The organism is Kribbella sp. NPDC051586, assembly GCF_044453965.1.
Classification (GTDB): Bacteria; Actinomycetota; Actinomycetes; order Propionibacteriales; family Kribbellaceae; genus Kribbella.
Genome location: NZ_JBITDF010000001.1, coordinates 979,938 through 993,115 on the forward strand (window position 1 = coordinate 979,938; position 13,178 = coordinate 993,115).

At 69.2% G+C, this 13,178-nt stretch carries 13 protein-coding genes; 3 read left to right on the forward strand and 10 right to left on the reverse strand.

The window, feature by feature from the left end:
* Nucleotides 1–3: 3 nt before the first annotated feature.
* The 4 genes from kdpC to kdpF all read right to left on the reverse strand — a co-directional run bounded on the left by kdpC (nucleotide 4) and on the right by kdpF (nucleotide 4,469).
* Nucleotides 4–627: a K(+)-transporting ATPase subunit C gene (gene kdpC / locus ACIA58_RS04840; protein WP_396402245.1), complete on the reverse strand. Its 624-nt coding sequence runs from the start codon at nucleotides 625–627 to the stop codon at nucleotides 4–6.
* Between the two features lie 7 nt (nucleotides 628–634).
* Nucleotides 635–2,647 carry a potassium-transporting ATPase subunit KdpB gene (kdpB, locus tag ACIA58_RS04845; protein ID WP_396403310.1) on the reverse strand — a complete coding sequence of 671 codons (2,013 nt, stop codon included), beginning with the start codon at nucleotides 2,645–2,647 and terminating at the stop codon, nucleotides 635–637.
* Between the two features lie 71 nt (nucleotides 2,648–2,718).
* On the reverse strand, nucleotides 2,719–4,380 hold the full coding sequence (gene kdpA / locus ACIA58_RS04850) for a potassium-transporting ATPase subunit KdpA (protein ID WP_396402246.1): 1,662 nt from the start codon (nucleotides 4,378–4,380) through the stop codon (nucleotides 2,719–2,721).
* Nucleotides 4,380–4,469 carry a K(+)-transporting ATPase subunit F gene (gene kdpF / locus ACIA58_RS04855; RefSeq protein WP_137256202.1) on the reverse strand — a complete coding sequence of 30 codons (90 nt, stop codon included), beginning with the start codon at nucleotides 4,467–4,469 and terminating at the stop codon, nucleotides 4,380–4,382. The genes kdpA and kdpF overlap by 1 nt, the downstream gene beginning before the upstream one ends.
* Before the next feature lie 248 nt (nucleotides 4,470–4,717).
* Here kdpF and ACIA58_RS04860 point away from each other — a divergent pair, with 248 nt between their 5' ends.
* On the forward strand, nucleotides 4,718–5,341 hold the full coding sequence (locus ACIA58_RS04860; RefSeq protein ID WP_396402247.1) for a hypothetical protein: 624 nt from the start codon (nucleotides 4,718–4,720) through the stop codon (nucleotides 5,339–5,341).
* Here the strand turns inward: ACIA58_RS04860 and ACIA58_RS04865 are convergent.
* Together ACIA58_RS04865 and ACIA58_RS04870 are read right to left on the reverse strand one after the other, a co-directional pair.
* Nucleotides 5,338–6,144, reverse strand: coding sequence for a PhzF family phenazine biosynthesis protein (locus ACIA58_RS04865; protein ID WP_396402248.1), 807 nt, complete (start codon nucleotides 6,142–6,144; stop codon nucleotides 5,338–5,340). The genes ACIA58_RS04860 and ACIA58_RS04865 overlap by 4 nt on opposite strands.
* A gap of 62 nt (nucleotides 6,145–6,206) precedes the next feature.
* Complete coding sequence (locus tag ACIA58_RS04870) at nucleotides 6,207–6,599, reverse strand: RidA family protein (protein WP_396402249.1); 393 nt, start codon at nucleotides 6,597–6,599, stop codon at nucleotides 6,207–6,209.
* A 136-nt stretch (nucleotides 6,600–6,735) separates the two neighbouring features.
* Here ACIA58_RS04870 and ACIA58_RS04875 point away from each other — a divergent pair, with 136 nt between their 5' ends.
* Nucleotides 6,736–7,830 (forward strand): TIGR03118 family protein, encoded by a 1,095-nt coding sequence (locus ACIA58_RS04875; RefSeq protein ID WP_396402250.1) that lies wholly within the window; start codon nucleotides 6,736–6,738, stop codon nucleotides 7,828–7,830.
* Nucleotide 7,831: 1 nt separating this feature from the next.
* Here the strand turns inward: ACIA58_RS04875 and ACIA58_RS04880 are convergent, their stop codons facing one another.
* The 4 genes from ACIA58_RS04880 to ACIA58_RS04895 form a co-directional block, all read right to left on the reverse strand.
* Nucleotides 7,832–8,704 carry a GNAT family N-acetyltransferase gene (locus ACIA58_RS04880; RefSeq protein WP_396402251.1) on the reverse strand — a complete coding sequence of 291 codons (873 nt, stop codon included), beginning with the start codon at nucleotides 8,702–8,704 and terminating at the stop codon, nucleotides 7,832–7,834.
* Between the two features lie 13 nt (nucleotides 8,705–8,717).
* Entirely contained in the window at nucleotides 8,718–9,536 is an 819-nt protein-coding gene (locus ACIA58_RS04885; protein WP_396402252.1) for a class I SAM-dependent methyltransferase, read from the reverse strand.
* 943 nt (nucleotides 9,537–10,479) lie between these two features.
* Nucleotides 10,480–11,040, reverse strand: a complete 561-nt coding sequence (locus ACIA58_RS04890; protein ID WP_396402253.1) for a cysteine dioxygenase — start codon at nucleotides 11,038–11,040, stop codon at nucleotides 10,480–10,482.
* Nucleotides 11,037–11,942, reverse strand: coding sequence for an amidohydrolase family protein (locus ACIA58_RS04895; protein ID WP_396402254.1), 906 nt, complete (start codon nucleotides 11,940–11,942; stop codon nucleotides 11,037–11,039). Before ACIA58_RS04895 ends, ACIA58_RS04890 begins: the two co-directional genes overlap by 4 nt.
* A 115-nt stretch (nucleotides 11,943–12,057) precedes the next feature.
* Here ACIA58_RS04895 and ACIA58_RS04900 point away from each other — a divergent pair, with 115 nt between their 5' ends.
* Nucleotides 12,058–13,068, forward strand: a complete 1,011-nt coding sequence (locus ACIA58_RS04900) for a LacI family DNA-binding transcriptional regulator (protein ID WP_396402255.1) — start codon at nucleotides 12,058–12,060, stop codon at nucleotides 13,066–13,068.
* Nucleotides 13,069–13,178 lie beyond the last annotated feature (110 nt).

The window sequence follows — 13,178 nt, forward strand, 5'->3', positions numbered from 1 at the left end:
CTCTCAGCCGGCAGCCAGGGCGGCGTTCAACGTCACCACGTTCACCGTCGGCTCCCCCAGGAACCCGAGCGTGCGGCCCTTCGTGTTCTCCTTGACCAACTGCTTGACCTGGTCCACCGACAGACCACGTTCGCGGGCGACCCGATCGACCTGCAGAGCGGCGTACGCCGGGCTGATGTCCGGGTCGAGGCCGCTACCGCTCGCGGTGACCGCGTCCGGCGGCACCTGCGAGGGGTCGACGCCCTCGAGCTCGGCGACCTCCTGCCGGCGCTCGTCGATCAGCTTGACCAGGTCCGGGTTGTTCGGCCCGTACTGCGAGGCCGCGCTGCCCATCCCGTCGTAGTCGACCGCGGACGGCCTGGTCTGGAACCACTTCGGGTCGGCGACCATGATCGCCTTGCCGTCGGCATCCTTCTTGCCGCTGTCCATCGTGTAGGCCTGGCCGATCAGGTCCGAGGCGACCGGCTTGCCGTCCACCTTGACGATCGACCCGTTCGCATTGCCGTGGAACAGCGCCTGGGCGACGCCGGTCATCACCAGCGGATAGACGGCACCCAGGACGACGGTGAAGACCAGGAGCACCCGGATCGCCACCCCGAACTGGCGAAAACTGCTTGTCATGAGCAACTACCTTTCAGTGCAGACCGGGGATCAGCGAGACAACCAGGTCGAGGAGCTTGATGCCGACGAACGGCGAGATCAGACCGCCGACGCCGTACACCAGCAGGTTGCGGCGCAGCATCGCCGAGGCCGAGGACGGCTTGTACCGGACGCCACGCAGGGCCAGCGGCACCAGGCCCACGATGATGAGCGCGTTGAAGACGATCGCGGACACGATCGCCGACTCCGGCGAGTGCAGGCCCATCACGTTCAGCTTGTCCAGCCCCGGGTACGCCGAGGCGAACAGCGCCGGCAGGATCGCGAAGTACTTCGCCACGTCGTTCGCGATCGAGAACGTGGTCAGCGAACCGCGGGTGATCAGCAACTGCTTGCCGATCTCAACGATCTCGATCAGCTTGGTCGGGTTCGAGTCGAGGTCGACCATGTTGCCGGCCTCCTTGGCGGCCGACGTACCGGAGTTCATCGCCACCCCGACATCAGCCTGGGCCAGCGCGGGCGCGTCGTTGGTGCCGTCACCGGTCATCGCGACCAGGCGACCGCCCTCCTGCTCCTGCTTGATCAGCGCCATCTTGTCCTCGGGCGTCGCCTCGGCCAGGAAGTCGTCCACCCCGGCCTCGTCGGCGATCGCCTTCGCGGTCAGCGCGTTGTCACCGGTGATCATCACGGTCCGGATGCCCATCGCGCGCATCTGGTCGAACCGCTCCCGCATGCCCTCCTTGACCACGTCCTTGAGGTGGATGACCCCGAGCGGGCGCGCCGCACCGTCGATGCTCTCGGCAACGACCAGCGGCGTACCGCCGGAGGCCGAGATGCCGTCGACGATCTCGCCGAGCTGCGCGTCCGTCGTACCGCCGTGCTCGCCGATCCAGGCGTTCACCGCACCGGCTGCGCCCTTGCGGATCTGCCGGTCGTCGACGTCCACACCACTCATCCGCGTCTGCGCGGTGAACTCCACGAACGTTGCGTGCGGCAACTCACCGGTGTGCCGCTCGCGCAGGCCGTACCCGGTCTTCGCCAGGACGACGATCGAGCGGCCCTCCGGCGTCTCGTCGGCCAGGCTGGACAGCTGCGCCGCGTCGGCCAGCTCGGTGTCGGTCACGCCCTGGACCGGGATGAACTCCGCCGCCTGCCGGTTGCCCAGGGTGATGGTGCCGGTCTTGTCCAGCAGCAGGGTGTTCACGTCGCCGGCGGCCTCGACCGCGCGGCCGGACATCGCCAGCACGTTCCGCTGGACCAGCCGGTCCATACCGGCGATGCCGATCGCGGACAGCAACGCGCCGATCGTGGTGGGGATCAGGCAGACCAGCAGGGCCACCAGGATCACGATGTTCAGGTCCACCTTCGCGTACGCCGCGAACGTGGGCAGCGTGATGGTCGCGACCAGGAAGACGATCGTGAGACTGGCCAGCAGGATGTTCAGCGCGATCTCGTTCGGCGTCTTCTGCCGCGAGGCGCCCTCGACCAGCGCGATCATCCGGTCGATGAAGCTCTCACCGGGTTTGGTGGTGATCTTCACGACGATCCGGTCCGACAGCACCTTGGTGCCGCCGGTGACCGCGCTCCGGTCGCCGCCGGACTCGCGGATGACCGGGGCCGACTCGCCGGTGATCGCCGACTCGTCGACACTCGCGACGCCCTCGACGACGTCACCGTCGCCGGGGATGACCTGGCCCGCCTCGACGACCACCAGGTCGCCGAGCCGCAACTGGGTCGCGGGGACGGCTTCCTCCTGGTCGCCGACGAGCCGGCGCGCGGTGGTCTCGGTCTTGGCCCGGCGCAGCGTCTCGGCCTGGGCCTTGCCCCGGCCCTCGGCGACCGCTTCGGCCAGGTTGGCGAAGATCACGGTCAGCCAGAGCCAGACCACGATCCACCAGACGAACACGCTGGAGTCGGTGAAGGCGAAGACCGTCGATGCGACCGCGCCCACCTCGACCACGAACATGACCGGGTTCTTCGCCATCACGCGCGGGTCGAGCTTCTTCAGCGCGTCGGGCAGGGAGGTCAGCAGCATCTTCGGGTCGAACAGGCCCGACGGCGCCTTCTTGGGGGTAGCCGCCGGCTTCGATGCGGGCGGCTCGGTCAGCTTGGTCAGCGTGGTCACAGTCCCTCCGCGAGGGGTCCGAGAGTCAGTGCGGGGAAGTACGTCAGGCCGGTGACGATCAGCACGGTGCCGACCAGCAATGTCACGAACAGGGCCTTGTGGGTGGGCAGCGTGCCCTGGGTCACCGGGACGGGCTGCTGCTTCGCGAGCGAGCCGGCCAGTGCCAGCGCGAACACGATCGGGACGAAGCGCCCGAGCAGCATCACCAGCCCGAGAGCGGTGTTGTAGAACGGGATGTTGCCGCTCACTCCGCCGAACGCGCTGCCGTTGTTGTTGCCGGCCGAGGTGAACGCGTAGAGCACCTCCGAGAACCCGTGCGGGCTGCCGGTGTTGAAGATCGAGGCCCGGGCCGCCGCCAGCCCCATCGCGATCGACGCCCCGGCCAGTACGACGGTCGGCGTCGTCAGGATGTACAGCGAGACCAGCTTCATCTCGCGCGCGGTGATCTTCTTCTTCAGGTACTCCGGTGTCCGGCCGACCATCAGGCCCGCGACGAACACCGCCAGGATGGCAAGGATCAGCATCCCGTACAGACCCGTTCCGGTACCGCCCGGCGACACCTCGCCAAGCATCATGTGGAACAGCGCCGTACCACCGCCGAGCGGGGTGAACGAGTCGTGCGCCGAGTTCACCGCGCCGGTCGACGTACCCGTCGTGGAGGTGGCGAACAGCGCCGAGGCCCATTCGCCGAAGCGGGTTTCCTTGCCTTCCATCGCGGCGCCGGCGGCCTGCGTCGCCGTACCGGCGCCGAGGTTCTCGAAGAGTGTGGCGGAGAAGGTGAAGGCGGCCCAGAGCACACCCATCACGCCCAGGATCGCGTAGCCCTGTCGCTTGTCCTTCACCATCAGGCCGAAGGTGCGGGTGATGCAGACCGGGATCAGCAGCAGGAGGAAGATCTCGAACAGGTTCGACAGGCCGTTCGGGTTCTCGAACGGGTGCGCGGAGTTGGCGTTGTAGAAGCCGCCGCCGTTGGTGCCGAGCTCCTTGATGACCTCCTGGCTGGCCACCGGGCCGCCGGGGACGGTCTGGGTCTGGCCGACCACCGAGGCGACCTCGTGACCGCCGGACAGGTTCTGTACGACGCCGGTGGCAACGAGTACCAGCGTGCCGATCACGGCGATCGGCAACAGGATCCGCAGCGCGGTCCGGGTCAGGTCGACCCAGAAGTTGCCGAGCCGGTCGGTCTTCGACCGGGCGAAGCCGCGGATCACGGCGACCGCGACGACCATGCCGACGGCGGCGGACAGGAAGTTCTGTACCGCGAGGCCGGCGAACTGGACCAGGTGGCCCAGCGTCACCTCGGGCGAGTAGTTCTGCCAGTTGGTGTTCGAGACGAACGATGCGGCGGTGTTGAACGCCAGGCCGGACGGTACGTTCGGCAGCCCCAGCGACAGCGGCAGCCAGTGCTGCAGTCGCTGGAGCAGGTACAGCATTACGACGCTGACCGCGGAGAACGCGAGCACCGACCGGGCGTAGACGGCCCAGGTCTGCTCGGTCTTCGAGTCGACGCCGAACAGCCTGTAGGTCACCCGCTCGATCCGCAGGTCCTTGTCGGAGGTGTAGACGCGGGCCATGTAGCCACCGAGCGGCCGGTAGACCGCCGCCAGGCACACGATCAGGAAGCCGACCTGCAACAGGCCGGCCGCGGTGTCGGACATCAGAACCTCTCGGGGAAGATCAGGGCGGCGATCAGGTAGAGGACCAGAGCGGCGGCCACCACCAGACCGGCGATGTTCTCGGCGCTCACAATTTCTCCACTCCGCGCAGCGCGAGCCAGACGGCCGCGAACACGACGACGGTGAGTGCGAGGTAGACGACGTCACCCATGACGGCGCCACCTCGCGACAAAAGTGTTCATGGGTTCAACTGCACACCGTTGGCTGCCCGGTCAGGAGGGTTCTCGCAGGCCTCTCACACCCGCTGACGCAGCTCTCACAGGCTTCTCACATACTTACGGCTGGCATCCCCACCGACAGACAAGGGAAGATCCCGCACGTGACTGAACTGGACACCCCCGCCCCCGCAGAGCAGTTCTTCTCCGCGGACACCCGGACCGCGCTGGCCGAGGCGAGCCGGAAGCTCGCCGAGCGCCTGCAGGCCCACACCGATGCGCTGCTCGCGATGACCGGCGACGAGGACAACTCCCAGCTCTTCGAGCACAACGCCGCGCTCGAGGGCGTGGTCGAGGACTGGAACGACGCCGTCTTCGAGCACACCGGCACGACGCCGCTGCTGCTGGACGACGTGGCCGACGACGAGGACGAGGAGGACGTCGAGCCGGACCAGGTGATCAGCGTCGTGTCGCGCTTCGACCTGCGCGTGGTCGACCTGGACGCGCTGCTCGAAGCCGGCCGGGCCGCGCAGGAGCGGCACCCGGCCGAGCTGGACGAGTCCGGCGAGCGGGAGCCGGTCGACTCCGCCGAGCAGGCCATCTACGAGATCAGCCGCGAGGTCGGCGAGGCGTGGTTCGAGCTGCCCGGCATCGAGATGGTCGCCGGCGCCCGGGCGTACGTCGTACCCGAGCCGCCCTTCGAGCCGCTCGACGCCGACGCCGAGGACGTCGTCACCGAACTGATCGCCCCGAACGGCACCGCCACCCACGCCGAGACCTGGGCCTAGACGAGTAGCTCCCCGTCCAGGACCGTGATCGCCTGGCCTTTCAGGTAGACGCGGTCGCCGGATGAGCTGACCTGGACGACCCCGCCTCGGGCGGACGCCTGGTACCCGACCAGTTCGTTCCGCCCGAGGCGTTCGCCCCAGTACGGCGCCAGACTGGTGTGCGCGCTCCCTGTCACCGGGTCCTCCGGGATCCCGCTGCCCGGCGCGAAGAACCGCGAGACGAAGTCGTACTCCGAACCCGGCGCCGTCACGATCACCCCACGCAGCTTCTCCCGCTGCGTGATCGCGGTGATCGCGTCGAAGTTCGGCACCGCCGCGTGCACGGTCGCCTCGTCAGGTACGACGACCAGCAGATCGCGGAGCTCGCCGGTGACGTAGACCTCGGCCGGCTCGACCGCCACGGCCGCGGCCAGCCCGTCCGGGACCGGCACCTCGAACGGCCGGTTGACCGGGAAGTCCAGCGTGATCCCGTCGTCCTCGACCGCCGCGACGAGGATCCCGCTCAGCGTCGCGAACGCAACCCTCCCGGACACCTTGCCGTCCGCGGCCAGCGCGTGCGCGGTCGCCAGCGTCGCGTGGCCGCAGAGCACCACTTCCTTCGTCGGCGTGAACCAGCGCAGATCCCAGTCCGCGTCGGCCAACTCCGCCGGCCGGGCGAACGCGGTCTCGGCGTGCTTCATCTCGGCCGCGACCGATCGCATCCACGCCTCGTCCGGCCACTCGCCGGCTTCGAGCAGACACACTCCGGCCGGGTTCCCGCCGAACGGACGATCGGCGAACGCATCGACAACCCTGATCCTCATGCTTCGACGCTAAACAGCACAGCACGCGGTTTCTATAGCCACTTCGGGACCAGGTGGACCCCTCAGGCCATCGCGACAGCCTCGATCTCGAGGAGCCAGTTCTCCGCGTAGATGTCGGCGATGACGACCGTCAGCGCCGGGGCGTGCGCGCCGAGGACCTCCTCGCGGATCTTCGCGTTCAGCGCGCGGTACTGCCGGTCGGACAGGTACGTCGTCACCTTGACCAGGTTCCGGATCCCCATCCCCGCCTCGGACAGCACGGCCAGCACGTTCCGCCAGACCATCCGGCACTGCGCCTCGAACGTCTCCGGCACCCGGCCGTGCTCGTTGCCCCACGGCACCTGCCCGCTGACGAACACCATCCGCTGGGCGCCGTCGACCTGGATGCCGTGGCTGTACTTGCCCGCCGCCGGCAGGATCGACGGATTCAGCGGCTCGATCGCGAGACCTGACATGGACTCCCCCTCCTACGTACGCACCGATTGCTTCCCCACCTGAGTTCTCCGCCATGTCTACCTTGCGGCGATTGAACCGCCTAGCCCACCCGGTCGTATCGATGGTGTTCCGCATCCCTACCGACAGGAAAGTGACATGTCACTCCGCTCGAAGGGCCGTCCACTCGCGGTAGCCACCGCGCTCGTCAGTGGCCTCGCACTGGTCACCCCCGCGACCGCCAGCGCACACGGGTCGCACCACGCTCTCGCCGTACAGCAGGTCAACCTGGTCTCGGACCAGGCAGGCAAGGCCGCGCTCCAGGACGCCGACCTGGTCAACCCGTGGGGTCTCTCGCTCGGTGCGACGACCCCGGTGTGGTCGTCCAACAACGGTACGTCGACGTCCACGCTCTATTCGTCCGCGCCGGGCGCGACCACCGCGACCAAGGTGCCCACGGTCCGGGTGGACGTCCCGGTGCCGACCGGGCAGGTCAACAACGCGGGCACCGGGTTCGTGCTCAGCAACGGGACCGTCAGCGCGCCGGCCCGGTTCATCTTCGCCACCGAGACCGGGCAGATCGCCGCCTGGGGCCCGCCGGTCACGCCGGCGATCGGCGCCGCCCAGATCAAGGCCACGACTCCGGGCGCCGACTACAAGGGACTGGCGATCTCGCCGGCCGCCGACCGGTTGTACGCCGCGAACTTCACCCAGCACCGGATCGACGTCTTCGACAGCACGTTCGCTCCGGTGAAGCAGCCGTGGTGGGCGTTCCGGGACTTCCACCTGCCGAAGGGGTACGGGCCGTTCAATGTGCAGACGCTCAACGGCCGGATCTTCGTCGCCTACGCGAAGGTAGACCCGAAGACCGGCGACGAGATCGCCGGCCGGGGACTCGGTTTCGTCGACGAGTACACCGTCGACGGCAGGTTCGTCACCAGGGTCGCCTCGCGCGGCACGCTGAATGCGCCGTGGGGCATGGCCCTCGCGCCGACCGCGTGGGGTGAGCCCGCCGGCACGCTCCTGGTCGGCAACTTCGGCGACGGCCGGATCAACGTCCTGCACCCGAAGTCCCACGGCCGGTACGAGTTCGCCGGTCAGGTCCGCAACGCCCACGGCAGGACCCTGGTGATCGACGGCCTCTGGGCACTGCTCCAGGGCACCGCCACGACCGGCGGAACCGATTCCCTGTGGTTCTCCGCCGGCCCCGACGACGAGAGCCACGGCCTGCTCGGCGTACTGCGCAAGCCGTAACTCAAAGAGGTTTCTCGAACCAGTGATGCGCGTAGGGCTCGGTGTTGAACGCCGCGACCTCCTCGTAGCCGGCGGAGCGGTAGAGGGCTATCGCCTCGGTCAGGTTGCGGTTGGTCTCGAGCCGGGCGGCGGTCGCGCCGTGAGCGGCCGCCGTGCGCTCGAGCTCGGCGAGCAGCCGGCGGCCCAGCCCGAGCCCGCGCGCATCCGGTGAGACCCACATCCGTTTGAGCTCGGCCGGCTCGGAGCCGTGCAGCTTGAGCGCACCGCAGCCGACCGGCTCCGACCGCAACGTTGCCACGAGCAACAACCCGGCGGGGAGCGTCAGCTCGGCGTTGTCCGCCGAGATGCTCCGCGCCGGGTCGAACCCGGCCTCGAACCTCCGCCCGAGCTCAGCGAAGTACGCGTCCAGGCAGTACTGCGCAATCGGCAGGCGCGGATCGACGATCTCGACCTGGACCATCGACGCCGTCAGCAACCGGGTCACCTCGTCCATCGCCTTGACCAGCCGATCCCGCTGCCGCTCGTCGAGCGGTTCGAGGATGGAAGCCGCCAGCTCGTCCGAGCGCGCATCCAGCACCCGGCGCTCGGCCAGCCCCTTCCGCGTCAGCGTGGCCATCCGCACCCGCGCGTCCACCGCACTCGGCTCGACCTGGACCAACCCAGCGCTCGTCAGCGATCGCAACAACCGGCTCAGGTACCCGGAGTCCAGATCCAGCCGGGCGCGCAGCGTGCGCACGTCACACCCGTCCGCGCCGATCTCCCACAGCACGCGGTCCTCCCCCAGTGGACGACCGCGCGCCAGGTAGTCCTCCTGCAACGCCCCGACCCGCTGCGTCACCATCCGATTGAACCGCCGCACCTCCACAACACCCATCCTCTGACTTTAGTCAGAGATCTGCCTTCTGGCCTACCCCGAAGAGCAGAGAACTCGACTGGACCATCTCCGGGAATCTGTCCGCGAGGCGGGCGCACTCCAGCGCCGTACGCAGCGGATCCGGCTCCTGGAGGCTGTCGGGGAGCGGCCGGTCGCCGTAGTGCGCGTCGATCATCACGGTCAGCCAGCCACCCGGACCGGTCAGCCCATGGATCATCACCCCGCGCAGGCCGGCGTGGTTGAGCTCGGCCCGCAGCTGCGCGACGGTGTGGTACGTCGTGTGCGCCATCCGATCGTTCCGTGAGCTGAACCCGTCGCGGAGGATGTCCGTGACGACCGCCCGCCGTCCGATCAGCGTGTTGGCCAGGGCGGAGCCGATCAGATTGGCCGCCCGGTTGATCGCGACCACCGCGACGAACCCGCCGAGCTTCGTCACCCGCATCGCCTCGCGCAACGCGAGCTGCCGTTCGTCCGCTTCCCGCAGGTGGTACATCGGCCCCGCCACGAACGCCGCGTCGAACTCCTCGTCCTCCCACGGCAGCTTCCGCGCATCGCCTTGCACCGCGCTGACCCCGGCAGCGGTCGCCTGCCGGACGTGCCGCTCGACCGGGTCGATCAGCTCGACGTCGTACCCGCGATGTTGCAGCCAGCCCGCGTGCACCCCGGGCCCGCCGCCGATATCGGCGACCGCCGCGGGAGGCGGTGGCAGGTACTGGTTGAGCAGATCCTGTACCCGAGCCAGCTCCAGTCGCCCTTTGACCGTCGACCCCAGCCGGCTCGCTTCGTCGTACCGCTCGCTGTAGTGCTCCTCGAGCTCCATGTCCATCGTCATGACACCCGAGTCTGAGCACAAAACCCCCTCCCAGGCAGGCCAGATCGAGGGGCAACCCGGGGCAGATCAATCTGCCCCGGCGTTCGCCGGGTCGTGGATATTGGCTGAGAAAAACAGCCTCGATCCACGACTCGAGTTGTGAGGCAGGAACCGTTCGCCACGACTCGGCGGGGCTGTGGAGAACTGATGTCGCGGGGTGGAGGAAAATCGGGACAATGGTGTTGTTCACGGAGGTGCGGGCCGCGGGGGATGTCCCGAGGGGCTGTTGCGCGGCCGGCGCGTGCTCGGGCCGGTGTACGTCGCGACGCAGGTTGCGGTGACGCCCCCGGTGCGGGCCGAGCTGCGTTGTTGTTGACGCCTGGCGCAGATGCCCTGGTACGGCGTACCGACGTGGATCCCGAGCACGTCGTCGAGCGGGCGAAGGCGACGAGCGGTGCTCGCGGCATCCGACTCGAGCGGGAGGCGGCTGCGACTCCGAGAGCGGCTGGCCGGCGACGTGGGACCTGAGCTACCCGGTGCTGAGATTCGCGATCGAGTACGACGGCCGGCATCATCTCGTCGATGCCCGGCGATGGCGTCAGGACATCCGCCGCCGCGAGAACCTCGAGCGCGCGGGATGGCTGGTCCGCGTCGTCACGACGTACGAGCGAGCCCTTCTACATCCCCGGCACCGTAGTCGCCCGCATGTCCCAGGACCTCCACACCCGCCACCACCCCCGCCTCGCCGCCTGGCCTTCTCGCCGCCACCACCCTCGCCTCACCGCCTGACCTCCCCGCCGCCACCACCCCCGCCTCGCCGCCTGACCTCCCGCCGCCACCACCCTCGCCTCGCCGCCTGGCCTTCTCGCCGAGTCGTGGCGTTTGGTCGCCACCCCCGCCGCCGAGCCGTGGAAATCGGTTCGAAGTCGGAGCCGAATCCCACGACTCGACGGTCCGGTTGTGCTCAGTCGATGGGGCGGAGTTCGTCGGCGTAGGAGACGGAGACTCGGCGGAGGACGCCTTCTTTTACCGAGTACTGGCCCATGCGCCACAGGGGTGGGCTGTAGGCGTGGACGGTGACGCTGCCCTTGTCCAGACCGGTGAGGCGGTGGATGTGGTCGGGGCCGAAGCCGTAGACGTCGCCGGCCTCGACCTCGGTCTCGATCGACTCGACGCCGATGGCGAGGTTGTGCTCGACGAGCTTGCCGCGGGCGACCGCGACCGCGCCGGACGAGACGTCGTGGTCGTGCCAGCCGGTGTCGTTCACCGGGGTCCAGCAGATCAGCCAGACGTCGACGTTCGCGTCCCGGTGGAGGGAGGCGAACACGCGCTCCTCGTCGGAGTACGCGACCTGCTCCTCCCACAGATGCGGCTGCGCGGCGATCGACGCGGCCAGCTCGGACAGCTCGCCGGGGGTCAGGTCCCGGCCCGGAAGGTCATCCAGCGACAGACAGTTGTTGAGCTCCACGAGCCGGCCGGCCTGGCGAGCCGGGACGTTCGGTACGTCGATTGGCTGGGCAGTCACTGCACTCCCCTCTCAGGAGTAGTAGTTGAACCGGCCCCGAACATGAGCCGGTGTGGATTGTCGTGGCGGATGACCGCGGTTGCGGCGTCGCCCTGGCGGAGGTCGGTGGTCGCGGCGTACGGCCGGTCGGTGCCGTGCACGACCTGGTCGATGCCGAGGATCCGCGCGACCGCGTCGATTCCTTGCGGGCCGTAGCTCGAGGTGTCGACGTACAGATTGGGGTCGATGGTGCCGAGCCGCCCGCCGCGCGCGGCCAGCCGCTCGTGGTGCACCGGCGCGAGACCGGCCGCGGCGGCGAAGCACAGGCGCAGGCTCGGGTACGCGCGCCGTCCGCCGAACGCATGCCACGCCCACCACGCCGCCTGCAGCTGAGTGGTGTAGTCGACGACCGGCGCCCACCACCCCGGCGCATCCGTCGAACGCGCAGTGCCGGGGTGCACGAGGATCGGCTTGCCCAGCCGCTCGGCGGTCTGCAGCAACTCGCCCAGCGCCTCCCATGACGCTGGCGTACCGAGCACGTGCGCCGGCAACTGCAGTCCGAGAAAACCCTTGCCCAGCAGGGATTCCAGCGTATCGGCATCAGGCTTGAGCAGGTCGACGGAGGCCCACGCCTTGAACGGCTCCGGGAACAGCGCCGCACCCTCGTGCCACGCCGCCAGCAGCTGAGCATCCCCCAGCTCCTCGATCCCCAGCGGGCTCGACAGCGACACGACGGCGAGCGTCGTACCCGCGTCCTGCTCCAGGGCGACCCGCTTGCCGATCTCGTGCGCCGCGGGATCCACGTCGTACGGCGCTTCGAACGCGGTGTGCAGCGTCCAGCCGTCGAGGTACGGCGGCTCGCAGCGCGCCCGGAGCCGGTCGACGAACGCTTCCGGCCACAGGTGCTGGTGGACGTCGATCATCGGCTCCCCTTCCCGCGGTTTGATCAGATTGAAGCGCTTCAGGATGACTAGAGTGAAGCGCTTCAAAGCGGCTCTTGTCAAGTTTTTGTCCACGCCGACGGCTAGGGTCGTGGGCATGTCCGGAACGAGCCGGAGGCCAACCCTCAAGGACATCGCCGCCGAGACCGGGCTCTCGATGGCCGCCGTGTCGTATGCGCTGCGCGGTCTGCACGGCACGCCCGAGACCCGGCAGCGGGTCCAGGACGCGGCGGACCGCCTCGGCTACCAGGCCGACCCGGTCGCCCGCGCGCTCGCCTCGGGCCGCAGCGGCTCGATCGGCGTGCTCTGCGCGTCCCTCGAGGACCTCTGGCAGCAGCGGGTCGCCGCCGCGCTCGGCCGCGAGCTCCTCGCGCCGGACCGGAACGCCTGGATCATCGACTCGGCCGGCGACGCGGACCGGCAGCTCGAGCTCGCCCAGCACCTGGTCGACCACCGCGCCGACGCGATCGTGGTGATCCCGATCGACCCCGCGGAGAAGGAGTGGGCCGAGATCGCGAAGCAGGCGCCGGTGATCGCGATCGGCGACGCCCTGCCCGGCGCGAAGGCGAAGTCCGAGGTGATCCTCGACAACGAGACCGGCGTGAGTACGGCGCTGCGAAGGCTGGCCGACGCCGGGCATCGCACCGTCGCCGTGCTGAGCCCGACGCGGCGCTTCGCGGTGGAGCGTCCGGCCGAGGGAATCGCCCAGCGAGTGGCCGCCGACCTGGGGCTGGAGATCAGCCTGCTGCAATGCCCGCACGATCTGGCCGGCGCGACCGACGTCGCCCGGACGCTGCTGACCAGCGCCCGGCGCCCGACCGGCATCCTCGCGCTCGCCGACTCGATGGCCTTCGGGGTGTACGCCGCCAGCCGCGAGCTCGGCCTGCGAATCCCCGACGACCTGTCCCTCCTCGGCTACGACGACCAGCCGATGTCCCAGCTGCTCACTCCGCCGTTGTCGACGTTCCACTGGCCACTCGACGACCTGGTCAGCCACGTCGTCTCGCGCGTCACCTCCGCCGTGGACACCAACCGCCGCGTCCGCCGCACCACCCTCACACCAACCCTCATCGAACGCGGCTCGGTAGCCGCCCCGCCCACCAACTAGGCGGTCCGGCCACCGATCCCCAACGAATCCCACACCCGTGAAACTAAACTAACTCACTACACTTACTACCCGTTGCCCACAATCCGGACAACCGCGGCGCGGTGGACACG